This is a genomic window from Pseudomonas sp. SMV71 (assembly GCF_052042015.1).
In the GTDB taxonomy this organism is placed as follows: domain Bacteria; phylum Pseudomonadota; class Gammaproteobacteria; order Pseudomonadales; family Pseudomonadaceae; genus Aquipseudomonas.
In genome coordinates this window covers 37,952-61,568 of record NZ_JBKGGU010000003.1, presented here as the reverse complement: position 1 = coordinate 61,568, position 23,617 = coordinate 37,952, and the positions used below count along the sequence as shown (strand labels likewise).

The window sequence follows — 23,617 nt, the reverse complement described above, 5'->3', positions numbered from 1 at the left end:
GTCCTTCATTGTGCTTGTTCGAAATAGGCCGCCCATTGCGGCGGCTTTCTGAAAGGAAGCGGCGATCAGCTTGCCGAGGCCGGCTCCGCCATGGCGACCACGACCTTGCGCGCCCCCTGGAAGGTTGCGCGACCGTGAGCGACCAGCATGTTGTCGAGCATCAAGACATCACCCGCCTGCCAGGGGAAGCTCACCTGACAGCGCTGCAAGACTTCGCGGATGTGCTCCAGCGCGTGCAATTCAATCGGCGAGCCGTCGCCATAGAACACGTTACGCGGCACACCCTGCTCACCGACGATGGAGATCAATGTCTCGCGTACCGGCGCCGCAAGGTTGGAAATATGGAACAGATGCGCCTGATTGAACCACACCCACTCCCCCGTCACCGGGTGCTGGGCCACGGCCTGGCAGACCTGGCGAGTGGAAAGCTCACCGTCGTCTTTCCACTGGAATTGGATGTTGCTGGCACGACAGTAACGCTCGACCTGCGAGCGGTCCTCGGTGCTGAAAGCCTGCTGCCAGGGAAGGTCCAGGCCGTTGCCGTAGTTGCGCACATACATCAGGCGCTTCTCGGCAAAGCGCTGACGGATAGCGGGGTCGATCTGCTGGTAGACGAGACGGCTGTCGGCAATGGGCGTTTCACCGCCGACCGGCGAGGCCTGCACGCAATGGAACCAGATCTTCATCGGCCAGTTCAGCGAATAAGACTGCTCATTGTGCAGCGGGATAACCTGATGGGCCGGGTACTCGGTGGAGGTGTACACCCGGTTGTTGAGCTTGGTGCGCGGAGTGGAGGCATAGTCGTAGGTCAGCAGTTCATGACCGAAGCTGCGAGCGAATTCCTCGAAGTCCGCTTCATCCCTGAAGGCGAAACCGCGAAACAGAATACCCCCCGCACGAGGCAGCTCGGACTCCACCGCCTGCAGGATCTGCGCTCGACTGGCTTGCCAGGCAGCGCCTGCCAGCGGTGCCTGGAAGATGAACGGCAAGGTTTGCTCGTTACCCGGTACAACATCCATGGTTTGAACCTGTGCACGCACCAAACCGCTTTCCATATAAGCTCCCAGCCATTGCGATCAGCGAATATTTTTTTCGAGAGCATAAACTAATACAAACGACTCACAGTCGCAATAGAGAATCATTGTCATTAGTATTGATCGCATCGCCAGGATCAGCTTATTTGCCCTGCAGTACGTTCTCCCGTTCAGCGATATGCGACATCAGCAGGTAAGCGGAACCCAGCAGGCCCTGCATGGTATCGGCATAGCGGCTGCGATTGAGGTACAGGAACTGGCGGTTTTTCACGGCAAACAGGTTCTTCCACTGGGGAGACTGACGAAACGCCGCGGTGCTGGCTTCCGAGTCGAGCAGTTCTTCATAGGTGTCGATGATGAAGTCACTGTCGAAGTCGCCAATTCGCTCCAGGCTGTAAGGCACGTTCTGCCGCGCCTCACGGTAAGCCGGGACACGCCCCAGGCCAAAATCGGCAATGACGTCGTCCATGCCGCCGCGGCCGATCAGTTGGAAGCCATCGCTGTAGACTTCCAGCGTCGTGACCGTGATGCGTGAAGGATCCTTGACGCGCTTCTTGAACTCGCTGACGACCCACTGATATTCATTGAGCATCTCTTCATAGCGCTGCTGCTTGCCGACCAGCTCGGCGAGCTCCTTGGCATAAGTCTTGATGTCGGTTTCCCGGGCAGGCAACAGCACGACCGGTGCGATCTTGCTGAGCTTGTCCTTGATGTCGGCGTGATACGACAGCCCTACGATCAAGTCAGGCTTCAACGCTGCGATAGCCTCCAGGTCGGGCGACTGGTGCGAGCCGATATACTGGATTCCTGTGGTATTGAACCGCTGCTGCGTTCCGCGAAACAGCACATCCGAGAACAGTTTCTTGCGCCCCGTCGAACCACAGGGCTTGACCCCCAGTTCGAGCAATTGGGCCGTCAGGCTGAAGTCATGCAAGGACACAATGCAGTGCGCAGCGACAGGCACCTCAACCCGACCAAAACTGTTCTCGAACACCTTGGTTTCAGCGGCGCTGGCCGGTGCGACCACCAATGCCAACGGCACGCACAGCATGCCGGCCACACTTCGAAAAAAACCTTTCACCCGTTCCCGCACGCACTTACCTCCAGACGATTTCAATGAACAACGCCGCGCTCAGCGGCTGCGCTGGCGCGCCAGCAACATAATCAGATAAGGCGCTCCGATGATTGCGACCACCAGTCCCGCAGGCAACTGCAAAGGCGGGAGAAGCCCCCTGCCCAAGGTATCGCCGGCCAGCACCAACAGTGCGCCAACCAAGGCCGACAAGGGGATCAACGCGCCATGACGGTCGCCGGCCATTTGCCGCGCCAGGTGGGGAGCCACCAGCCCGACAAACGTCATGGTGCCGACGTTGGCCACCGCTGCCGCCGTCAACATGACACTGCACAGCAGCAAGGACATCATGACCCAGGTGACATTCAGGCCGCGGCTCAGGGCGACTTTTTCGCCCAACTGCAACAGGTTCAACTGCCGATGGCAGAACAGCAACGGCAGCCCCGCCAGCATCAGCCAACCGCCCAGGCTATGGACCTGGGCCCATCCGGCCCGGTGCAGGCTGCCGCCCAGCCACATCAGAGCCGACTCCACCTGATCGATATTGCCGTAGGTGATCAGCAGATCGGCCACCGCACTGAGCATAGCGGTAAGCCCAACGCCCACCAGGATCAGGCGCAACGGCGAAATACCCTGGCGCCAGGACAGCAGCGCCACGAAGAAAGCCACCGCCAAGCCGCCCGCCAGCGCTGCCAATGGATAGAATTCCAAGGGAAGCAGCGTCGGCCAGAGCACGATAATCAGCAACATGGTGACACTGGCGCCCGACTCCACGCCCACCAGGCCCGGTGCTGCCAATGGGTTACGGGTCAACGACTGCATCAACAGACCGGCCAGGGACATTGCGGCGCCCGCCAGGATCGCTAGCAGGATGCGGGGCAGCCGCAGCTCCCAGAGCAGATTGCGGGTCATCGGATCGACCTGCTCGGGCGTCAGCAGCGCTTGCCATGCCTGGGCAACATCCAGTGAATAACTGCCGACGGTCAATGCATACGAGGCCAAGGCAACAACGGCCGCCATCAGCACCAGCACGGAAATCAGATCGATCGGCCGGGCCACCCAAGGCAATAACGGATAGGTTCGGGGCAAGGTGAACCCAGCTCGCATCATCGGACCTTCCTCAAGACCAGCGCGACAAAGATGGGACCGCCGATCAGTGCGGTGACGATGCCGGTGTTGAGCTCGAACGGACGCACCACGGTCCTTGCGGCGATATCCGCCAGAATGAGCAGCAATGCCCCCAACAAAGGGGCGGCCAACAACAGGCGGCGGTAGTCATCGCCAAACAACAACCGCGCCGCATGCGGCACCACAAGCCCCACGAACCCGATAGGCCCCGCCAAGGCCACTGCGCCCCCGGACAGCAGCACCACCGATGCCAGGCCGAGCACGCGCATTTTCAATAGATTGACCCCCATGCCCGCAGCCGCCTGAGGCCCCAGGCGATGAGCATTCAAAGCACGGACGTTGACCAGGCACAGGCACATGCCCAGCAAGACGTAAGGCCAGACCCAGGTCTGCATCGAGCCCCCGGTCACGCCGATGGAGCCGGTCAGCCAGCGACGCAGGCTGTCGAGCCCCTGCTGGTCGAGCAATAACAGGATCGAGGTGATTGCGCTGAACAACGCCGCGATCATCGCCCCGGATAATGTCAGTCGAATCGGGTTGTGCCCCCGCCCCGCCAGCATCAGGACACCGATGGAAGCCACCAGTGCGCCCGCGAAGGCAAACAGGGGAATCATCGACAGATCGTTGCCCGGTACCACCAGCAGGCCGAACACGACGAACAACGCAGCCCCGCTGTTGATGCCGAGAATACCCGGGTCGGCCAGCGGATTGTCACCCACCGCTTGCATGATGACCCCGGCGAGTCCCAGGCTGGCGCCCACCAGCATCGCGACCAGCAGGCGCGGCAAGCGGCTGCCTCGAATGACACTCTGGTCGGGATTGTCTGGCGCATAGGCGACCAAGGCCTGCCAGGCCTCCTGCCAGGGGATGTCCTTCGCGCCGACGGCCAGATGCAGCAGCGCCGTCAGGGCGATCGCCACCAGCAAACCCAACCAGACCGGTAACCGCAGACCGTGAATCACATCGCCTCCCGCACGGCCAGCGGCGGGCTTCGATGGGTCTGGGGCACGCACAACGGATCACCGGAATAAGGGTCGGTAATAATGTGCGCATCCAGATCGAACACTGCCTTGAGATTTTCCCGAGTGAATACCTCGGCCGGCGCGCCCTGGGCGACCAAGCGCCCTTCGCGCATCATCACCAGATGGTCGGCATAACGCGCGGCCTGGTTCAGATCGTGAAGTACCGCGACGATGGTTTTGCCCTTGTCGCGCAGATCGACCAGCAATTCAAGCAACGTGATCTGATGGGCGATGTCGAGAAACGTCGTGGGCTCATCCAGCAGAATCACCGGGGTATCCTGGGCCAGCGTCATGGCGATCCAGCAGCGTTGCAATTGTCCACCTGACAAGGTGGCCAGCGAACGATCGAGCAACGGACCGATACCGGCCAGGTCTATGGCGCGGTCAATGGCCTGTTGATCCTGCTCGGACCATTGGCGCCACCAGCTCTGCCAGGGAAAGCGGCCCTGCATCACCAGCTCACGCACGCTCATGCCGGCCGGCGAGGTGGTGCGCTGGGGTAATAACGCCATGCGTTGCGCCAGCGCCCGACGCGAATGCTGCCCCAAGGGCTTGCCTGACAGCTGCACGCTGCCGGCACTCGGCCGCAGCATATGGGCAAGCACGTTCAATAACGTGGTCTTGCCGCAGCCATTGGCGCCGATCAAGGCCGTAAAGCGGCCTTCGGGAATTTCCAGGCTCACGCCGTTGAGAATCTGCTGTTCGCCATAGCTCAGCCGCACATCGGTGGCTTTCAGCATGACCGTCCCTCCATGCCCGAAAAGGCCTGACCGAATGGGTTATCGAGCTGCCTCCCGCAGCGCTTGTCGTCCTTTAACACGATAGGTAATCAGCTGGAGGGCCCTAAGTGGGCGACAGGATATGTCGAAATAAATTAAATGCCTACAAGCCTGACAATACTAATGCAAACCTTTATCATTTACAGCTAACATATGGCCAGTAGACACCAACCCTGAAGGTCTGCCTGGCACAACGGAACCAGGGCACAAGGCTCCCTAAGAGCAAACAATAAACTCAAGGACTTCGTCGATGCTCGGAAAAAAAATAACACTTGGCAGCGAAAAACGTTACGGCGTGCGTCATCCAGCCTTTCACATGAGCACCCTTGCGCTGGCTTTGGGGAGCATTTTCTCAGCGCAGGCGATGGCCGCACAGCAGGACGCTTCCGATAAGGGCACGACGGTCCAGCTGGGCGAAATCAACATCAATGCCGCCGCCATTGAGAACCCGACAGGCCCGTTGGCCGGTAAAGTCGCCTTGCGCAATACCAGCGCGACCAAGACCAACGCGGCGATCACCGAAACGCCGCAATCGTTGTCCGTGGTGACCGCCGATGAAATGCGCGATCGCAAATCGGACACCATGGCCGATGCCCTGAGCTACACACCGGGCTTCACCAGCCAGCCCAGCAGCTTCAATCGCACGTCCGATCGATTCCGCATCCGTGGCTTCGACGTTGAATCCGCCACCGGCGGCTCGCTACGCGACGGCCTGCGCCTGCAAAACAACTCCTATGACGGCGTTCAGGAGCCCTATGGGCTGGAGCGCGTGGAAGTGATCCGCGGCGCAGCCTCGGTCCTGTACGGGCAGCTGTCACCGGGTGGGTTCGTCAACGGCGTCAGCAAGCGCCCGACGGAAGCCCCTCTGCACGAGTTGGGTCTGCAATACGGCAATCATGACCGCAAACAACTGACAGGCGACTTCAGCGGCCCGCTCGGCGACAGCGAGACCCTCAGCTATCGCCTGACCATGCTCAAGCGCGACAGTGACACCCAACAGGATCATATCAACGACGACAAAACCTACATCGCGCCGGCCCTGACCTGGCGCCCCGATGAAGATACGTCGCTGACCTTGCTGTCCTTCTATCAAAAGAGCGACACACGCTTCTCCGCCCCCCTGCCCTATCAACTCGTCAAGGGTGTCGGCAACGGCCCGTTCACCATCGGCCGCCACGATTTCATCGGCGAGCCTGACTACGACGATATGAATGGCGAGATGTCCGCCATCGGCTACGAATTCGAACACCGTTTCGACGAGCACACCCGCATCAGCAACAAACTGCGTTACTACGAAGCGGATGTGAAATGGAAATACCTGCAGGCCCAGACAAGTGCCGCGGCGATCAATGCCGCCGCTACCACCGGCATCCTGCGTCGGCAGTACAGCGATCGACGTGAGCGCTCCAGAGCCCTCGCCAGCGACACCAATGTCGAAACCCGCTGGAATATCGGTAGCGTGGAGAACACGTTCCTGGTGGGCGCCGACACCTACGACGCCTCGTATGACTCGCATAACTTCCGGGCCAACACCTCGTCCATCAATATCGGTGACTACAACTACGGGCAGCCGGTAGTGGTGGACAAGCGCCAGAGCCGTGATCGCGGTTCGCAGATCGATACCTTGCAGACAGGCGTCTACCTGCAAGACCAAATCAAGTTCGACGATCATTGGTTGCTGCTGCTCGGCGGCCGACATGACTGGGCCGACCAGGACCAGAAAGGCTTTGCCACGGGCCAGAAGCTCGACCAGAGCAACGAGGCCACCACTTGGCGTGCGGGCCTTGTGTACCAGGCAGATAACGGCCTGGCGCCGTACATCAGCTACAGCGAGTCGTTCTTCCCCGTCGCGGTGTCCGAAGCGCCTGGTCAGACGTTCGATCCTACCGAAGGCAAGCAGTACGAAGTCGGCATCCGCTACCAGCCCCCTGGCAGCAACATGCTGCTGAGCGCGGCCGTCTATGAATTGACCCAGGAGAACGTGCTGAAGTTTGATCTGGGTGGCAACGCTTCTCAAATTGGCGAGCAGCGCTCCCGTGGCCTGGAACTGGAAGCCAAGGCAGACGTGACACCTCAACTGAGTGTCATTGCGACCTACGCCTACACCGATGCGCGCATCACCAAAAGCGCGATCCAGAGCGAAGTAGGCCAGCGCAGCGAAGACACGCCTTACCACCAGGCCGCCGTATGGGCCGACTACAACTTCGCCTTGTTCGGTTTGCCGCAGCTGAAAGTGGGTGGCGGCGCTCGCTACAAGGGCACGACCCAGGCTTCAGGCATCGATTCGCACATGCCGGCCTATACCCTGTTCGACGCCATGGCCAGCTACCAGATCGACAAGAACTGGGATGTTTCCGTCAACGCAAACAACGTGACCAACAAGAAATACACCTACTGTGAATTTGCCATTTGCCGTTACGGTGACGAACGCGAGCTGGTGACGTCCGTCAACTTCCGGTGGTAAGGCGTCCTCCAGCCTCGAATTGATGCGCTGCAAAACCTGTGGGAGCAAAGCTTGCTCGCGATAGCGGAAGTCCAGTCGACACAGTTGTAGACTGAGCTGCCCCAATCGCGAGCAAGCGTTGCTCCCACACGCTTGTGGCGAGCGGTATCAGAAATCAACAGTGGCCGATACTTTCAGGGTGCGCGGTGCACCTTGGGTCAGATAGCCTCCGTTGGCCGAGGCCCAGTAGTTCTCGTCGGCAACGTTCTCCAGCATCGCGTTGAAGGTCAGGGCACGGCCCTCCATTTTCGTTCGATAGCGCGCACCCAGGTCAACGCGGGTCCAGGCAGGGATGCTGTATTCGTTGGCGCTGTCGACGAACTGGCCGCCAGTGCGCAATAGCAGTCCGTTCAGGCTTAGCCCGGTGAAGCCGGGCACATCCCAATCGGCGCCCAGATTGAACTGGAACAGCGGCACACCCACCGCCTGGTTGCCATCATCGCGACCGCCAGCGGTGCCGCGCAGCTCGGCTTTGGTCCAGGTGGCGCCGCTCAGCAGACGCAAGCCGTCCAGTGCCTCTCCGAACACGCTCAGCTCCACACCGCGATTGCGCTGCTCGGCGTCCACCCGGTAGTAGCCGTCGCCGCCAAGCACGCCCTGCGGTTGCTCGATACGGAACAGAGCGAGGCTGCCGCCGAAGGCCCCCCAGTCGAGCTTGGCGCCCACCTCAGTCTGCTTGGAGCGATAGGGTGCGAACATCTCACCGTTGTTCAGCGCAGCGACCGGCGCAGTGGGCCCCTGCTGCAGGGACTCGACACGGTTGGCATAGAGCGACAGGTACTCGGTGGGCTTGATCACCAGGCCGTAGGCCGGCGTGGTGATGCTTTCCTGATAATTGGCAGTGCGGGCACCGCTGGCCGCGCTCCAGGCATCAGAACCGATGGACTGCCGACGCAGGCCCAGTGTCAGCAGCACGCGGTCGTCGAGCAAGCCCAAGGTATCGGACACCGCCAGGCTGCGGTTCTGCACCTTGGCGACGGTGTCCGGGTCGTGGATGTCTCCGGAGACGCTGGTGGCCGGCGGTTCGGCGACGGGATGGCTCTCATACAGATTGCCGAAGCCACGGCTGCCCGCCGCGGTGGATTCGAAAGCGTTGCGCTTCTCCTGCCAGATGCCGTTGGCGGCCAGATTGATGCGGTGGCTGACCGGCCCGCTCATGAGTTCACCGCGCAGCCCCGTGACAGCGCTCAGGGTCTCCTGGTCCAGCGGCGAGTAGAGGCGGCCGATACGTGCGTCGCCATTTCTGCCGTAGACGTAGTTGGACGCGTAGACACCGTTCTCCCGCGTGTATTTGCCGCCTGCACTCAGGTAGGCGGTCCAGGTGGGCGACAGGTCGTATTCGGCGCTGAACATGCCATAGGTGTCTTCGAGCTGCGACCAGCTCCAGGGTTGCGCGTAGTTATGGTCGGAGTCGGGCGCCGACGGCGTCTTGCCGTTGAGTGTGCTGGTAGGCCCTGTCGTGGTCAGATAGACCACCGAACGCCCTTCGTTGACCCGTTGCTTCTGGTAACCGACATCCGCAGACAGTCGCAGACGATCACCGCGATAGTCCAGACCGAGGGTGGCCAGACTGAAGCGCGAGTGTTCATCGTCCACCGCTGTCTCGCCCTCGCGCTGGGCCAGGTTCAGCCTCACGCCGAAGCGGTTGTCCTCGCCGAAGCGCTGGCCCAGGTCGAGGTGCCCGCCAACGCGGCTGTCGCTGGCATAGTCCAGAGTGGCGCTGCGGGTGGGAGTGTCCTCGGCACGCTTGGACACCACGTTGATCGCCCCGCCGACGCCGCTGCCCGACGGCGATACGCCATTGACGAAGGCGTTCGCCCCTTTGAACACTTCGACCCGCTCGACCGATTCGGTGGAGATGATCTGCCGGGGCAGAATGCCGTACAGCCCGTTGAAGGCAATGTCGTCGCTGAACAGCTGAAACCCGCGTACGACGAATACCTGGGAGAAGTTGCCGAAGCCGAACGACTGACGCACGCCCGGATCGCTGGCCAACACATCGGCCAGGGTCTGCGCCTGGCGCTTCTCGATCAACTCGGAGGTGTAGCTGGAGAACGCGAAAGGTACATCCTGCATGTCCTGGTTGCCCAGCACGCCGATGCGGGCGCCCCGCGCCGCTTCGCCACCGGCGTATTCGGCCGGCAGGTCGACACGGCCTTCGGCGATTCCCCCGATATTGATCGGACCCAGCTCCAACACGCCCTGCTCGGGCAGCGGCACCAAGGTGAAGGTGCCGTCGTTACCGGCCTGGAAGGTCAACCCGCTGCCCTCCAGCAACCGCTGCAAGCCGTCGGCCACCGAATAATCGCCCTTGAGCGCCGGCACCATGCCGCTGCCACGGGTCAGGCCGGCGTCATAAAGCAGACGCACGTCGGCCTGCTCGGCAAATTCGGTGAGCGCCGCGTCGAGCCGCTGGGCAGGCACGTCGAGCTCGACGGCTTGCGCCTTCACAACAGTCATGGCCAGGGGAAGAACGGCTAGCGCCGCAAGGAGGGAAGTCGACCGCATGCTGATGTCCTTGGGTATCAATACGAAGAAGTCGCATTTGCAGGTACGGAAGACGAAGGCGGCGATGATTTCTGAACCATCGCCGCCTAAATATTTTCTTTTTTCTTGAAGGTCCAGGCGCGGCCCTTAGCGGCGTGACGTGACCAGAATCAACCCCGGCAGGCGCACCAGACGCACCGGCAAGGTGCTTTCCACCGCACTCAGTACCGCCTGTGGATCGTCCAGAGCGAATACACCGGTCACCTGTAGGCCGCGAGCAGCTTCGTCGACAAACAGCACCCGCGCAGACTGGCTGCGCTCAAGCTCGGCGAACACCTGCTCCAGAGGTCGGTCGCGGAAGACGAGCTTGCCGCGTTGCCAGCCCAGGCGCTGGCGCGCATCCAATGCCTGCGGCGCCTGTAGCGCCCCGCCGCGCCACTGCACCTGCTGTCCGCCGACCACCGACAGCGGCTCGCGCCCCTCGCTGGAGGCCAACACTCGGCCCTCGCTGACCGCGAGGTCAACACCGCCCCCCTCCAGGCGCACGTCAAAGCGCGTGCCGGTGACACGTACGCGCGCCTCGCCGGCCCTGACAATGAACGGCCGGGCCGGGTCATGGGCGACCTGGAAATCCGCCTCACCGCGGTACAGCCTGACCTCGCGGCGACCGTCGACAAACTGCCAGTCCAGCGCCGAATCGCCGTTGAGCGTCAACAGCGAACCGTCCGCCAGACGCAACTCACGCACCTCGCCCGGTTGGGTACTGACATCGGCATACAGGCCGATCCAGGTGCCGCGCGGTAGCCACAGGGCGAGCAGCAGCAGCGCGGCGCAGGCCAGCGGAGCCATCCAGCGTCGATGGCGACGCATCACCCGTACCTGAGGCTGCTCCGCCGGACGTTCTATCTGACCGAGCAACGACCACAATCCTTGTACCTCACGCAGCGCCTGCTCATGCTCGGGCGCCGCCTCGCACCAAGCTTGCGCGGCATCGCGATCAGCAGCGGTGGCGCGGCCAGAATGCAGCAGCACCTGCCATTGCCGGGCCTGGTCGAGAAGCGAAGGTTGAGTCACGGCTGCGGGTCCATCTGCTGCTGGCAGTGTTCGAGGGCTTTCAGAATATAGCGTCCGGCCATGCTTTCCGAGACACCCAGGCGCTCGCCGATTTCACGCTGGGTCAGCCCGTCCAGGCGATTCCACAGCAATGCCTGGCGCAGGTGGGGCGGCAACCCCTGGACGACGCGCTGCAGTCGCTCCAGACGCTCGGCGTCGCTTGCGGCACGCTCCGGATCTGGATCGGCGCTGACCAACTCGATGGATATCTGCTCTTCGATGGGGCGGGCTTTTTGCTGTCGGCGATAGTCAATGATCAAGTTGCGCGCGATGCGATAGAGGAAGGCACGAAGATTACCGATCTCCTTTCCTGACTCCCGCCGGCGAAAGCGCAACCACGTCTCCTGGCGCAGGTCGGCCGCCAGCTCTTCGCACTTCACTTGCCGCGTGAGGAAGCGCAGCAGTTCGCTCGAATGGTTCTCGAACTGGCCGTCAGCAGAATGAGGATCGGGTGGCCGGGACACGCAAGCGACTCAAGCGAGGAGGAATCGCGAGAATATATCAAATGATAATGACTTTCAATTAGTCACCTGCAAGGACCTGGCTGACGACTTCTTCCCAGGGTGGCGTCGCAGGGAACAGCTCAATCAGAAACGCGATGAATGCCTTTACGTTCGGGCTACCTCGACGGCTTTGCGGCCATAAAGCCGTGATGACGAATCGCTCCGCGGTGAATTGTGGAAGGATCGGCACCAGTTCGCCCCGACGCACATACGGCGCGGCCACGTAATGCGGTGAGATACCGATACCGCCGCCTGCAGCCATTACCGCCGCTACCGCATCGCTGACATCAACGGTAAACGCTGAATCGGGCGCCAGCTCAAGCTGCTTGTTATCTGCCTCATAAGGCCATTTCAAACTCTGCCCCGTGCTCTGGTAACGAAAATTCACGCATTCATGAGCTGCGAGATCTTCGGCCGTCAACGGGACGCCTTTGCGCTTGAGGTAATGAGGTGATGCAAACGCACCGATTCGGTGGGGTCCCAGGGGCCTGGAAACCAGACGCGAATCGGTCAGGTTGCCGACACGGAGGGCGACATCGATTCCTTGCTCGACGATATCCGAATACTGGTCTCCGAGCCTCAGGTCGATGGCCAGACGCGGATATTGCTCACGGAACCTGGGCAGTGCGGGCGCAAGAATGTTCAAACCGATCGGCAACGGAGCCGTGACTTTCAGGACACCGGAGGGCTCGGCTCGGGAAGCGACGGCTGCCTGATCAATGTCTTCGACTTCTCGCAGAATCCGCAGTGCACGCTCATACAGGTCGCGCCCCTCCGGTGTAAGGATCAACGACCGCGTCGTGCGGGTGAACAGCATCAGCCCAAAATGCTCTTCCAGCCTCTGCACGCTTTTACTCACCGCAGAAGGTGACACCGAGAGTGCCCGCGCAGCCGCCGTGTAGCTGCCCAGCGAGGCCGCTCGTGCAAAGGCGATAAGCCCGGTTAGACGATCCAATCCAATTTGTGCCTTCATGGCATTAGTAAAGCGACTTTATCCCTGATTATCAACCCGCCTTCGTGGCAGTAGTCTTTCCCCATCGAACGCCATACCGGTGTTCCAGACGGAGACTTCCCATGAACATCAGCCACGCACTTCCCTCCTCCCTCACCGACAAAACGGTGGTCATTTTCGGCGGCACTTCCGGCATCGGGCTTGCTGCTGCGGTACAGACGAAAGCAGTTGGCGCCAGGGTCATTGTGATCGGCTCAAACGCGGCGCGTGCCGAACAAGCAGCCATCGAGCACGGCCTGGACGGCTGGCGCGCCGCGGACGTGACCGACAGCCAGGCGGTCGAAACCGCATTGGCCGATATTCCCCAGGTTGATCATCTCGTTCTGCTCGCCGGAACATTCGTTGCCGGTACCGTACTGACGGCGGACCTCGACTACCTGCGCCGCGCCTTCGATGAACGCATCTGGGCGTCGATCAATGCGATTCGGGTGCTCGGTGAACGGTTGGCAAAAGATGGCTCGATCACGTTCATCTCCGGCTCCCTGGCGGATCGACCGAACGCTCACGGCACCGCCGTGCTCGCAGCCGCATCGGCGGCAATGGAAGCCCTGGCTCGCGGTCTGGCTCTGGAACTGGCGCCAGTGCGTGTCAACACATTGTCTCCCGGCCCGATCAACACACCGATTTTCGACAAGGCACTGGGCGCAGGGCGTGACGCATTCGTCGCTTCTCTGGAACAGATCCTGCCCTTGCATCGCCTCGGCACCGCCGATGAAGCGGGCGCAGCGGCGGTGTTCTTGATGAGCAACACCTTCATGAACGGCGCCGTACTCAACATCGATGGCGGCGCGCGCCTGGTTTGACGCTACCTCACCTGAGAGCCTGATCATGACCACGCTATTTGATTCCCTGCGCCTCGGCGCGCTTGGGTCGTCCCCACCCAACAAGATGACGCGCGCAAAACCGGCGCGGCATTGAAACAGGAATGTCTCTAGCGTTCAGAACACCGCGAGGTGGTTGAGCGATCAACCCCTCGCTTTCCCCAGCCTTAAATCATCGGTGAGGTGCTCACCACCCGCAACGCCAACCCTTCGAACGCATCCAGCGTAATGGTGAATTCGCCCTCAGGCGTGAGATCACCTTCGACCCGTTCATTGATGATGTCGACCACCGGCCCGGGCGCGATGTCAGGCAGGTGCAAGGTTTCAGTGATCGGCTCCGAACCGAAGTTCAGCGCGGTGATTTGCGTACCTTTACCGGCCGGCAGTTCGTGAACCATGATCAGCAGTCCCGGATGCTCAACGTCCGGAATCAGAATCTGGCGACTGGAGGCGATGTCATAGGCACGGCGCGCCGCGAGGATCCTGCGCAGTTGCGAGGCGAACGAATCCGGATCTTTCAACTGGCTGGGCAAGCTGCCGTACAGGGACTTCGGACGTGGCATCTGGCCGGCCGACAATGCCGCATCAGGGTTGAGATCCACCAGATCGTAGGCACCGCGATGAATCCAGCGGGTGTCGCCGTCGCCCATCAGATGCTCGACCTGTTCGGCCGGCAACGGCAACGCGCCGACCAGGTCCCAGCCAGACAAGGCGAATACGCCGGGCTGCATCGCGTTATACATCACCAGTAGCAGATGAACCTGGCGAATCTGCTGGACATCTGCCGCCGTAATGGCGTCGAGATCGCGAATCCCCAACGCCGCCGTGATGATGCTCGCGGTGGTGCAGGACACACCGTTGGTGACGAATTTCAGATTGTAGGGCGCGTGCTCTCCAGTGAGGCGCTCGTACATCTGCTCGCGGATGTGCTCGCGCAGAATGCTGCCGGGAAAGGTCTGTCCCTGGTAGAGATAAGTGTCGTGCGCGTGCAGGGTCCAGAAGTGCACCAGCTCCAAGGTCAATTCATCATGATTCTGCAACGCATGAATCAGCGATCCCGGATCGATGCCGAGGCTGTGCATCTGCCGCAGCATCAATCGCAGGAATTCGGCATCGCCCATCAGCAAGGCGTGTTGATAGGCCGGTCGGGTGATGAAGTCGTAGGAGAGATCCGCTCCGCCATGGGACATGGCGGCGATATCGTCTACGGTCAGGTTCAGTTCCTGGAAACTGAAGCCGCCGGCCTTGCGAATCGCTCCAGCGAGCAATTGGTTTCCGGTGATCGATAGCGGATGGCTCTCGGACCAGGCGGTACCCTCCAGCTTGCGTTCCACACCAAGAAATCCGTTGGCGTCCAGACGCAGGATTTTTGCCCCCGAGACATCGATGGCATGCAGCGCGTCCCCGATGACCATCTGCTGAGCGGCAAAGGTCGGGTCCAGCCAGTTCAGCGACGGTTGCCCTTCCTTGAAGTAATGCAGATAGACCCAACGGCGCGGCTTGCCGTCAACGCCCACCACCACCGGCGTCGCACTCCAATCGGTTTCCTTGACCCCTGGCTCGAAAAAGATCACCCGTTGCAGCTGTCCGACGATGTAATGCTTATCCCGCAGAACGTCGACCTGCTGCGGGGTGAGGTTCTGTGCATCGCGCCCCTCGGCAATGTCGGGCAGCAGTGGCCAATCCTCCTCGCGGATTTCCACCATGTGGTAGAGCCCCGGATAATCTTCATACGCCATCTCGGCCAAACGGAAATCCGCGCCTTTGCCGGTATGAGACGGGATGACATCCTCAATGACGACCGCATTGTGCGCGGCGGCCATTCGGGTCAATGCCTGCAACTGCGCCTCGGTGCCCAACTGCGGGTCGATGTCGAAACTGATGCGGTCGAAATTTCCGTCAATCGTCGGGGTGTATTCAGTGCCGCAAAGACCTCCAGCGCGTTTCAACGGCCCATTGTGAATGCCCTGAATACCGATCCTCGACAACGCGTGCCATAGGGCTTCATCCCCCAGCGCTTCCAGCACAGTGCCATTTTCACGAGTAATAATGGACGCCGGATACGCGGTGAACCATACCGAGGATAATGCCGAGGCGTCACGAGGCCGAGTATGCGCGTATGGCTGCTGCCACAATCGACCTTGCCCCGAATAGAGCTTGGCGCGCTTCCTCGCAGCACCGAGCATCGATTGTTCAACCAGCCAGTCGACATGATTTTTCTCAGCTGCCGTCATGGAAACAATCACCTCTGTCATGAAAAATGCAGTCGCCCTTCTCCAACCGAGGCGCTGTCCGTTTTCATATGAGGCCATCACGCGACAATCGTTGCATCGAATCAGGAGAGCCTGCGAGGCGCAATCCGCGAGTCCAGAGCCAGGTCCAATCGGTTGCGACTCTTTCCCGAACGGAACTCACTCGATCTCGGTACTCATTGCAATTGCCTTGTACTGTTCCAGCTCAGCCACTCGCTGGTTCAGTGCTGCGTGGACCCGTTCATAAGCACCGCTGCCCAACAGCAGACGTTTTGGCGCCGGTTCGGCTTCGGCGATATCCAGCATGGCCTTGGCCATTTTCTGCGGATCTCCGGTCAAGGGAAAAGCACCACTGGCGATCGCTCTACGCACCTCGCCGGCAGGCGTCTGTTCGTATTCCGCCATCACTGGAGGGCTAACCAAGGCCCTGCCAAAGTTCGTACGAGTCGGGCCTGGCTCTACAAGGGTGAACTGAATGCCAAAAGGTGCAACCTCCTGCGCGACTGATTCGACAAACCCCTCGATGCCCCATTTGCTGGCGTGATAAAGGCTGAAGTTTGGATAAGCCAGTTGGCCTCCCTCCGACGATACTTGCAGAATTCGACCGCCCCCTTGGCGACGGAGAAAAGGCAGGCAAGCGCGAATCAGCTGGATTGAGCCGACCAGGTTAGTTTGCAATTGCTGATCGATTTGTTCGTCACTGCATTCCTCCGCGGCGCCGAATAATGCGTATCCTGCGCTGCTTACCACGACATCAATGCGCTCCAATTCAGTGAATGCACGGTTAACGACATTGCGAATGGCGAACGTATCGTTCACATCCAGCGCCGCTGTCCACAGCCGTTCGCCGTAGCGCTCTTTCAAGTGGCTGAGTGCTTGAAGATCACGCAACGTAGCCGCCACGCGATCCCCTCGCTCCAGCAATTGTTCTACTACCGCCAAGCCAATGCCGGACGAACTGCCAGTGATTAACCAGGTTTTATTCATCGAGGTCTTCTCCTTAGAGCGAGCCAGGAAGGCTTGCGAGGATCTAACGCTACGCGCCTTGGATTGCTGATACTATCCAGCAGAATGAGGATGACCTAATGAAAAATAGCCATGAATGAACTCCCTCTGTCACTCTCTGATGTACGTGCGTTGGCGCTGATTGTTGGTCACCGAAGCTTCCGCAAGGCGGCGGATGAGCTGGGTTTGTCTGCTTCCACGCTTAGCCATTTGATAAGAACCCTCGAAGCAAGGCTCGGGATTCGTTTGCTTAATCGCACAACGCGCAGCGTCGCTCCGACGGCGGCGGGGGAACGCCTGCTGAGCAGATTGAACCCGGTGTTGCGGGAGTTTGCGCTGGCTGTAGATGAAGTTAATAAGTATCGGGATCTTCCAAGCGGCACCCTGCGCATAAACGCAAGCGATCAGGCTGCCCGTGTTCTGATGGAGTGTGCCCTGCCGACATTCCTGCAACGTTTCCCGCAGATGTCGGTCGATCTTGTCACCGATGGTCGCCTGGTTGATGTCGTAGCCAACGGTTTCGACGCGGGCATCCGCTTGGGTGAGTCAATACCTCAAGACATGATCGCCGTCCCGATAGGCCCGGATATCCGATTTGTAACCGTCGCTTCGCCGGAATACCTCAAGACTCATCCATACCCATTGACCCCAGATGATCTGCTACAACATCAGTGCATCGGCATCCGAATGCCGAGTGGCAAGCCTTATCGATGGGAGTTTGAAAAACACGGGCAGTCATTGGTAATCGATCCCAAAGGACAGCTGACCCTCGATAACCCGGAAATTATGGCCGAAGCCGCCATTTCCGGACTCGGCATCGCCTACGTGCAAGAGCGCATAGCCGCGCGAGCTTTGGCTGACGCCCGACTGGTGAAGGTTCTGGAAGACTGGTGCCCGCCGATTCCAGGACTGTTTCTATACTACCCGGGACATCGCCATATCCCATCCGGGTTGCAGGCATTCATCGAAGTCCTGAGGGAATGCACCACAGCTAATGTTGAAGAATGAGACTCAGGGCTTTCTGCCATTGCCTTCAGACAGCTATCGTTAGGGCTAGGTCGATGGCTTGGCCACACGGATACTCAAGGTACTCGCCGTTCAGTCAATCGTCATGGCAGCGGCGACCACAACTGATTACAAATGCCAAGGCCCACGCCTTCACCATAAAAACTTCAGACATAAAAAAAGCCACTCATCTGAGTGGCTTTTTTTGTGAATCCTGGAGCGGGAAACGAGACTCGAACTCGCGACCCCGACCTTGGCAAGGTCGTGCTCTACCAACTGAGCTATTCCCGCGTCTTGGTGTGGCGCATTCTATAGATTCAGATTGCGCCGTCAAGCCTTTGATTCAAAAAAGTTTTATTTCGGGTCTACGTCCGTCCGCAGGTGCGGCCAGGCGGCGCGCAGGTATTGAACCATCGACCAGAGCGTGAGGCCCGCAGAGACCAGCAACAGCGCGTAGCCCAGCAGGACCCAGAAGCTGAAGTCCGACGGGTTCGCCAGCAGGATCACCAGGGCCAGCATCTGGGCGGCGGTTTTCCATTTGCCGAGGTTCGATACCGCGACCTGGGCGCGGGCACCCAGCTCGGCCATCCATTCGCGCAGTGCCGAGACGACGATTTCACGACCGATGATCACCGCCGCCGGCAGGGTCAGCCAGAGGTTACCGTGCTCCTGCACCAGCAGCACCAGGGCCACCGCGACCATCAGTTTGTCGGCCACCGGATCGAGGAACGCGCCGAATGGCGTGCTCTGCTCCAGGCGTCGGGCCAGGTAGCCGTCCAGCCAGTCGGTGGCGGCGGCGAACGCGAAGACCGAGGCCGAGGCCACGTAGCTCCAGTGGTACGGCAAATAGAACAGCACTATGAAGATCGGGATGAGCAGGACGCGTAGAACGGTAATCAGGTTTGGGATATTCATCGGCACAACTGGCTGCGAAGTTAACGGGCATTCTACTCGCTGTGCAGGTTTGCATAAATCGACTCAGCGAGCTTTTTACTGATACCGGGTGCTTTGGCTATCTCTTCGATGCTGGCACGAGACAGCTCCTGCAATCCACCAAAATGTTTCAGCAGGTCGCGGCGCCGCGTCGGCCCGACCCCGGCCACACCTTCCAGGGTAGAGGTACGGCGGGTCTTGCCACGGCGGGCGCGGTGACCGGTGATGGCGAAGCGGTGGGCTTCGTCACGGATCTGCTGAATCAAGTGCAGCGCCGGCGAATCGCCCTTCAGGGTGAATTCGTGGGCGGCGTCGTTCAGGTACAGCGTCTCGAACCCGGCCTTGCGGGTGGCGCCTTTCGCCACGCCCAGCAAGATCAGGTCGGGGACCATCAGCTCATTGAGCACGTCGCGGGCCATGGACAGCTGGCCCTTGCCGCCGTCCACCAGCAGGATATCCGGCAGCTTGCCCTCGCCGTCCTTCAGCTTGCCGAAGCGACGCATCAGCGCCTGGTGCATCGCCGCGTAATCATCGCCAGGTGTCACGCCTTCGATGTTGTAGCGACGGTAATCGGATTTGATCGGGCCTTCCGGACCGAACACCACACAGGAGGCGACGGTGGCCTCCCCGCTGGAATGGCTGATGTCGTAGCACTCAAGCCGCTGCGGTGGCTCGTCCAGGTTGAGGACCTCAGCCAGGGCATCGAACCGCGCCGCCACGTGCTGACGGTTGGCCAAGCGTGCGCCGAGGGCCTGTTCGGCGTTAGTCACCGCCAGCTGCTGCCAGCGGGCGCGAGTGCCGCGAACGCGGTGGCTGATGGTCAACTCACGACCGCGCAGCGTATGGATGGCCTCGACCAGGACGGGAAAATCTTCATGGACCACGTTGACGATCAACTCGCTCGGCAAGTCGCGTTCCGGGCTGCTGACGTAGTACTGGCCAAGAAACGCCGACATGACTTGTGCGACGTCTTCCTCGATGCCCACCTGGGGAAAGAAATTCTTGCTGCCCAGCACTCGCCCGCCCCGCACGCTGATCAGATGCACGCAGGCGCCGCCCGGGTTGATGAAGGAGGCCACCACGTCGACATCGCCGCTGCCGCCTTCCATGCTCTGCTGGTCCTGGACACGACGCAGCAGGCCGATCTGGTCGCGCAGCTCGGCGGCTTTTTCGAATTCAAGGTTGATCGCTGCCTCTTCCATGGCTGCGGACAGCTCATCGGTCAGCGCGTTGCTGCGCCCTTCCAGAAACATCACCGAGTGACGCACATCTTCAGCGTAGACCTCAGGCTCGACGAGCCCCACGCACGGCGCCTTGCAGCGTTTGATCTGGTATTGCAGGCAGGGTCGGGTGCGGTTCTTGTAATAGCTGTCTTCGCATTGGCGAACGAAGAACGTCTTCTGCAGCAGGCTCAGGCTTTCACGAATCGCCCCGGCGCTGGGGTAAGGACCGAAGTACCGTCCCTTGGCCTTCTTGGCACCGCGATGGATGCTCAAGCGTGGAAACGCCCCGTCGGACAGGAACACGTACGGGTAGGATTTATCGTCGCGCAACAGGATGTTGTACGGCGGACGCCATTCCTTGATCAGCGTCTGCTCGAGCAGCAGCGCTTCGGTTTCATTGGCGGTGATGGTGGTTTCGATTTGCGCGATGCGCCCCACCAGGGCAGCCGTCTTCGGGGCGAGGCCGGTTTTGCGGAAATAGCTCGCCAGGCGATTCTTGAGGTTCTTGGCCTTGCCGACGTATAGCAGGCGCGCATCGCTGTCGAACATGCGGTAGACGCCTGGGCGGCCGCTGCATGTGGACAGGAAAGCACTGGGATCAAACAATTCGGTCATTATCAGGCGCTGGCATCGACCATGCCGTGGCGCACCGCCAGCAGTGTCAACTCAACGTCGCTGCTGATCGAAAGTTTCTCGAAGATACGGTAACGGTAGGTGTTCACGGTCTTGGGTGACAGGCACAGCTTGTCGGAGATGATCTGTACTTTCTGGCAGCCGACGATCATCAGGGCGATCTGGATTTCCCGCTCCGACAATGCATCGAACGGAGAATCGTTGGTGGGCTGGAAAGACTTGATTGCCAATTGCTGGGCAATCTGCGGGCTGATGTAGCGCTGCCCGGCGAAAACCAGACGAATGGCCTGTACCATCTCGTTCAAACCGGCGCCCTTGGTCAGGTAGCCCGCCGCGCCCGCCTGCAACAACCGGGTGGGAAACGGGTCTTCTTCGCAGACGGTCACCGCGACCACCTTGATGTCCGGATGACTGCGCAGCAACTTGCGCGTGGCCTCAAGACCGCCGATGCCAGGCATCTTGACGTCCATCAGCACCACGTCGGGCTTGAGTTCACGCGCCTTGATCAGCGCCTCTTCCCCGGATTCGGCCTGGCCAACCACCTGCAGACCATCGATGTCGGCCAGCATTCGCGTAATGCCCGTACGGACGAGATCATGGTCATCGACCACCAACACCCTAATCAAGCAGACACCTCATTGGTCTTATTTGGGTTGCCCCACACCTTAGCAAAAAGCATCCAGCAGACCTAGCGCAAAGGGGCATATAAAAGTTACAGCGAATCTTTATAGGTAGCGCGTCCGCAGCGTCAAGCACTGGCGTCTCGCTCCATCCTCAGGAAACACTCATCCTCGCCCACGACCCGCAACCCCATGCGCTCGTAGAGCACCCTGGCCGGATTATTCTTGAAAACCGTCAGGCGCAACGCCGGTCGTCGCTCAAGCGCCACCATCTGCCAAACCTGTCCGATCGCCCAGGTTCCGACGCCCTGCCCACGAAACGCCTCGTCGATCTGCAATTCGCGGATATACAACGCCCGCGCATCGCGACTGAGACTGACGAACCCCAACGGCCGGTCACCGCGGTAGATGATCCAGTTCTGACGAATGATCCAGGCCAGGTCGAACGCCTCATCCTGCCAGAGCAGATCATGCTGCAGATAATAGGCAAGCATATTGCGACAGGTCAGTTTGCGGGCGAAGCCAATGTCCCCGGCCGTGGCTGCACGCCATTCAAGGTTCATGATTTCCTCTTCGAAGGGGCGTCCTACAACGGACAACATAAAGCAAAAGTGTGTCACAAAGTCCGCCTCACTCAAGCCAGTGCGAACCGTTGCATGGCAGCGATAGCATTTTCTGATTGAAGCGGCGCCCTGCCCTCTAGTAAGCTCGGGGCCATTCATCGGAGACAGACCATGTTCAATGCCCTCTCACAGCGTCACACCGCCAGCGCCCCGCGCTCGGTTGCGGCTGCCTGGGCGAACAGTGTTCAAACTCCCGTCAACTTTTATTTCGGGTATTGGTTTAGCCACTGGCGCGCCTGATACCCCACCGGCGCCCACTTCAAACGGGTCGCCTTCCAGAGTTTTCCAAACCCCCGGTCGGCCTCCCGACCGGGGGTTTTGTTTTTTCCGGCTACACATTTGCAACACCAGACAACTTGAGGACTGAGCCATGAACTACGCCACTTATTACCGTTACGACAGTTTTTCCGCCTGGCGATTTACCAGCCACCGCTCGGGACAGCCTGCCGCCTCCGATCGGTCACCTACCGGTGGCAAGCCTCAATTGCGGGCCAATCCGGCCAATTGTCGAACACCCCACTAGGACCGGCGCGGGAAAGCACCCGCCGCCCGTCCAGGAAGCCAGATCATGAATTCATCCGTCTCCGCTTTGCCGCTGTCCTCGCTCAACCCGGCCAATGAAGCCCTGACCCTGCGTCTGCCCAGCTCATTGCAACTCAAACATCAGTTGCCGCTCAGCGTCGTCCTCAACCAACAGGTCGACACCCACCGCCGGGCCATTCGTTCGATCCTCGACGGCGAAGACTCCCGCCTGCTGGTCATCGTCGGCCCTTGCTCGATCCATGACCCGAAGTCCGCCCTGGAATACGCCGCCAACCTGGCACGCCTGGCTCATGAAGTGAGCGACAGCATGCTGCTGGTGATGCGTGCCTACGTAGAAAAACCGCGTACGACCGTAGGCTGGAAAGGCCTGGCCTACGACCCGGGCCTGGACGGCAGCGATGACATGGCCACAGGCCTGGCGCTGTCCCGGGAGCTGATGCGCGAAATGCTGGAGCTGGGCCTGCCCGTCGCCACCGAACTGCTGCAACCGATGGCAGCCGGCTACTTCGATGACCTGCTCAGTTGGGTCGCCATCGGTGCCCGCACCACCGAATCGCAGATCCATCGGGAGATGGCCAGCGGCCTGGGCATTCCGGTGGGCTTCAAGAACGGCACGGACGGTGGCGTCGGTATCGCCTGCGACGCAATGCGCTCGGCGGCTCATCCCCATCGGCACTTCGGGGTCGACAGCCAGGGCCATCCGGCAATCATCCAGACTCAGGGCAACCCCGACACTCATCTGGTATTGCGCGGCGGCCATCGCGGGCCGAACTACGACAGCCAGAGCGTGGCGCAGATCCAGGCCGACCTGACCCGCCTCAAGATACCGGCGCGGATCATGGTCGATTGCAGCCACGCCAACAGCGGCAAGGACCCGCTGCGCCAGCCCCAGGTGTTCAATGACGTACTCCAGCAACGCCTGCAAGGCAATCGTTCGCTGATCGGCATGATGCTGGAAAGCCACCTGTTCGAAGGCTGCCAACCGCTGGGCGCGTCGATGCGCTATGGCGTGTCAGTGACCGACGGATGCCTGGGTTGGGCGTCCACCGAGGAGCTGTTGCGCCAGGCCCATCGCCAATTGCAATCGGCTGGCTGAGGGGCAACCGTGGCGAGGGAGCTTGCTCCCGCTGGGCTGCGAAGCGGCCCCTCTTTTATGAGTGCTTTGCACTCAAGCGGGAGCAAGCTCCCTCGCCACATTGGATCTGTGCGAACTCTAAATCGCCATCAACGCCGCTCCACTGTGGGAGCGGGCTTGCCCGCGAAGGCGTCGGCACGTTCAACATCGAGCAAGCTGAAACACCGCTAT

19 protein-coding genes and 1 tRNA gene are annotated in these 23,617 nt (G+C 60.6%); 4 read left to right on the top strand and 16 right to left on the bottom strand.

The window, feature by feature from the left end:
• Window positions 1-65: 65 nt before the first annotated feature.
• The 5 genes from ACLEJQ_RS03495 to ACLEJQ_RS03475 all read right to left on the bottom strand — a co-directional run bounded on the left by ACLEJQ_RS03495 (window position 66) and on the right by ACLEJQ_RS03475 (window position 4,996).
• Window positions 66-1,019 carry a TauD/TfdA family dioxygenase gene (locus ACLEJQ_RS03495; protein ID WP_440792220.1) on the bottom strand — a complete coding sequence of 318 codons (954 nt, stop codon included), beginning with the start codon at window positions 1,017-1,019 and terminating at the stop codon, window positions 66-68.
• Between the two features lie 157 nt (window positions 1,020-1,176).
• Window positions 1,177-2,127: an ABC transporter substrate-binding protein gene (locus ACLEJQ_RS03490; RefSeq protein ID WP_440792218.1), complete on the bottom strand. Its 951-nt coding sequence runs from the start codon at window positions 2,125-2,127 to the stop codon at window positions 1,177-1,179.
• Between the two features lie 39 nt (window positions 2,128-2,166).
• Window positions 2,167-3,216 (bottom strand): FecCD family ABC transporter permease, encoded by a 1,050-nt coding sequence (locus ACLEJQ_RS03485; protein ID WP_440792216.1) that lies wholly within the window; start codon window positions 3,214-3,216, stop codon window positions 2,167-2,169.
• Window positions 3,213-4,196 carry a FecCD family ABC transporter permease gene (locus tag ACLEJQ_RS03480; RefSeq protein WP_440792214.1) on the bottom strand — a complete coding sequence of 328 codons (984 nt, stop codon included), beginning with the start codon at window positions 4,194-4,196 and terminating at the stop codon, window positions 3,213-3,215. The genes ACLEJQ_RS03485 and ACLEJQ_RS03480 overlap by 4 nt, the downstream gene beginning before the upstream one ends.
• Window positions 4,193-4,996, bottom strand: a complete 804-nt coding sequence (locus ACLEJQ_RS03475) for an ABC transporter ATP-binding protein (protein WP_440792212.1) — start codon at window positions 4,994-4,996, stop codon at window positions 4,193-4,195. The genes ACLEJQ_RS03480 and ACLEJQ_RS03475 overlap by 4 nt, the downstream gene beginning before the upstream one ends.
• Before the next feature lie 289 nt (window positions 4,997-5,285).
• On the opposite strand from ACLEJQ_RS03475, the gene ACLEJQ_RS03470 reads away from it, so the two are divergent.
• Window positions 5,286-7,499, top strand: a complete 2,214-nt coding sequence (locus ACLEJQ_RS03470; protein ID WP_440792210.1) for a TonB-dependent siderophore receptor — start codon at window positions 5,286-5,288, stop codon at window positions 7,497-7,499.
• 147 nt (window positions 7,500-7,646) lie between these two features.
• Here ACLEJQ_RS03470 and ACLEJQ_RS03465 read toward each other — a convergent pair whose 3' ends face one another.
• From ACLEJQ_RS03465 to ACLEJQ_RS03450, 4 genes are all read right to left on the bottom strand, one after another.
• Window positions 7,647-10,046 carry a TonB-dependent siderophore receptor gene (locus ACLEJQ_RS03465; protein WP_440792209.1) on the bottom strand — a complete coding sequence of 800 codons (2,400 nt, stop codon included), beginning with the start codon at window positions 10,044-10,046 and terminating at the stop codon, window positions 7,647-7,649.
• A 126-nt stretch (window positions 10,047-10,172) separates the two neighbouring features.
• The gene (locus tag ACLEJQ_RS03460) at window positions 10,173-11,099 is read right to left on the bottom strand and encodes a FecR family protein (protein WP_440792207.1); all 927 of its coding nucleotides are present in this window, start codon (window positions 11,097-11,099) and stop codon (window positions 10,173-10,175) included.
• Complete coding sequence (locus ACLEJQ_RS03455; protein ID WP_440792205.1) at window positions 11,096-11,602, bottom strand: RNA polymerase sigma factor; 507 nt, start codon at window positions 11,600-11,602, stop codon at window positions 11,096-11,098. Before ACLEJQ_RS03455 ends, ACLEJQ_RS03460 begins: the two co-directional genes overlap by 4 nt.
• A gap of 58 nt (window positions 11,603-11,660) precedes the next feature.
• Window positions 11,661-12,596, bottom strand: a complete 936-nt coding sequence (locus tag ACLEJQ_RS03450; RefSeq protein WP_440792203.1) for a LysR family transcriptional regulator — start codon at window positions 12,594-12,596, stop codon at window positions 11,661-11,663.
• Window positions 12,597-12,715: 119 nt separating this feature from the next.
• Here ACLEJQ_RS03450 and ACLEJQ_RS03445 point away from each other — a divergent pair, with 119 nt between their 5' ends.
• Window positions 12,716-13,456 carry an SDR family oxidoreductase gene (locus ACLEJQ_RS03445; protein WP_440792201.1) on the top strand — a complete coding sequence of 247 codons (741 nt, stop codon included), beginning with the start codon at window positions 12,716-12,718 and terminating at the stop codon, window positions 13,454-13,456.
• Between the two features lie 185 nt (window positions 13,457-13,641).
• Here the strand turns inward: ACLEJQ_RS03445 and treS are convergent, their stop codons facing one another.
• Complete coding sequence (gene treS / locus ACLEJQ_RS03440) at window positions 13,642-15,708, bottom strand: maltose alpha-D-glucosyltransferase (RefSeq protein ID WP_440792199.1); 2,067 nt, start codon at window positions 15,706-15,708, stop codon at window positions 13,642-13,644.
• A 177-nt stretch (window positions 15,709-15,885) separates the two neighbouring features.
• Window positions 15,886-16,713, bottom strand: coding sequence for an SDR family oxidoreductase (locus ACLEJQ_RS03435; protein WP_440792198.1), 828 nt, complete (start codon window positions 16,711-16,713; stop codon window positions 15,886-15,888).
• Between the two features lie 111 nt (window positions 16,714-16,824).
• Between ACLEJQ_RS03435 and ACLEJQ_RS03430 the strand changes: the two genes are divergently transcribed.
• Window positions 16,825-17,739 carry a LysR family transcriptional regulator gene (locus ACLEJQ_RS03430; protein WP_440792196.1) on the top strand — a complete coding sequence of 305 codons (915 nt, stop codon included), beginning with the start codon at window positions 16,825-16,827 and terminating at the stop codon, window positions 17,737-17,739.
• Between the two features lie 212 nt (window positions 17,740-17,951).
• Here ACLEJQ_RS03430 and ACLEJQ_RS03425 read toward each other — a convergent pair.
• From ACLEJQ_RS03425 to ACLEJQ_RS03405, 5 genes are all read right to left on the bottom strand, one after another.
• Window positions 17,952-18,027, bottom strand: a tRNA-Gly gene (locus tag ACLEJQ_RS03425).
• A gap of 63 nt (window positions 18,028-18,090) precedes the next feature.
• The gene (gene pgsA, locus ACLEJQ_RS03420) at window positions 18,091-18,651 is read right to left on the bottom strand and encodes a CDP-diacylglycerol--glycerol-3-phosphate 3-phosphatidyltransferase (protein ID WP_440792194.1); all 561 of its coding nucleotides are present in this window, start codon (window positions 18,649-18,651) and stop codon (window positions 18,091-18,093) included.
• 32 nt (window positions 18,652-18,683) lie between these two features.
• Window positions 18,684-20,507: an excinuclease ABC subunit UvrC gene (uvrC, locus tag ACLEJQ_RS03415; RefSeq protein ID WP_440792192.1), complete on the bottom strand. Its 1,824-nt coding sequence runs from the start codon at window positions 20,505-20,507 to the stop codon at window positions 18,684-18,686.
• A gap of 2 nt (window positions 20,508-20,509) precedes the next feature.
• On the bottom strand, window positions 20,510-21,151 hold the full coding sequence (gene gacA, locus ACLEJQ_RS03410; RefSeq protein WP_003182764.1) for a response regulator transcription factor GacA: 642 nt from the start codon (window positions 21,149-21,151) through the stop codon (window positions 20,510-20,512).
• A gap of 122 nt (window positions 21,152-21,273) precedes the next feature.
• Window positions 21,274-21,708, bottom strand: coding sequence for a GNAT family N-acetyltransferase (locus tag ACLEJQ_RS03405; RefSeq protein ID WP_440792189.1), 435 nt, complete (start codon window positions 21,706-21,708; stop codon window positions 21,274-21,276).
• 628 nt (window positions 21,709-22,336) lie between these two features.
• Here ACLEJQ_RS03405 and ACLEJQ_RS03400 point away from each other — a divergent pair.
• Window positions 22,337-23,407, top strand: coding sequence for a 3-deoxy-7-phosphoheptulonate synthase (locus ACLEJQ_RS03400; protein WP_440792187.1), 1,071 nt, complete (start codon window positions 22,337-22,339; stop codon window positions 23,405-23,407).
• Window positions 23,408-23,617 lie beyond the last annotated feature (210 nt).

What these genes read in the sequence shown, in the direction of transcription:
- ACLEJQ_RS03475 (WP_440792212.1), bottom strand. Translation starts at nt 4,996, where the DNA reads ATGCTGAAAGCCACCGATGTGCGGCTGAGCTATGGCGAACAGCAGATT.
- ACLEJQ_RS03495 (WP_440792220.1), bottom strand. Translation starts at nt 1,019, where the DNA reads ATGGATGTTGTACCGGGTAACGAGCAAACCTTGCCGTTCATCTTCCAG.
- ACLEJQ_RS03400 (WP_440792187.1), top strand. Translation starts at nt 22,337, where the DNA reads ATGAATTCATCCGTCTCCGCTTTGCCGCTGTCCTCGCTCAACCCGGCC.
- ACLEJQ_RS03470 (WP_440792210.1), top strand. Translation starts at nt 5,286, where the DNA reads ATGCTCGGAAAAAAAATAACACTTGGCAGCGAAAAACGTTACGGCGTG.
- ACLEJQ_RS03405 (WP_440792189.1), bottom strand. Translation starts at nt 21,708, where the DNA reads ATGAACCTTGAATGGCGTGCAGCCACGGCCGGGGACATTGGCTTCGCC.
- ACLEJQ_RS03435 (WP_440792198.1), bottom strand. Translation starts at nt 16,713, where the DNA reads ATGAATAAAACCTGGTTAATCACTGGCAGTTCGTCCGGCATTGGCTTG.
- treS (WP_440792199.1), bottom strand. Translation starts at nt 15,708, where the DNA reads ATGACGGCAGCTGAGAAAAATCATGTCGACTGGCTGGTTGAACAATCG.
- ACLEJQ_RS03445 (WP_440792201.1), top strand. Translation starts at nt 12,716, where the DNA reads ATGAACATCAGCCACGCACTTCCCTCCTCCCTCACCGACAAAACGGTG.
- ACLEJQ_RS03430 (WP_440792196.1), top strand. Translation starts at nt 16,825, where the DNA reads ATGAATGAACTCCCTCTGTCACTCTCTGATGTACGTGCGTTGGCGCTG.
- uvrC (WP_440792192.1), bottom strand. Translation starts at nt 20,507, where the DNA reads ATGACCGAATTGTTTGATCCCAGTGCTTTCCTGTCCACATGCAGCGGC.
- pgsA (WP_440792194.1), bottom strand. Translation starts at nt 18,651, where the DNA reads ATGAATATCCCAAACCTGATTACCGTTCTACGCGTCCTGCTCATCCCG.
- ACLEJQ_RS03465 (WP_440792209.1), bottom strand. Translation starts at nt 10,046, where the DNA reads ATGCGGTCGACTTCCCTCCTTGCGGCGCTAGCCGTTCTTCCCCTGGCC.
- ACLEJQ_RS03485 (WP_440792216.1), bottom strand. Translation starts at nt 3,216, where the DNA reads ATGATGCGAGCTGGGTTCACCTTGCCCCGAACCTATCCGTTATTGCCT.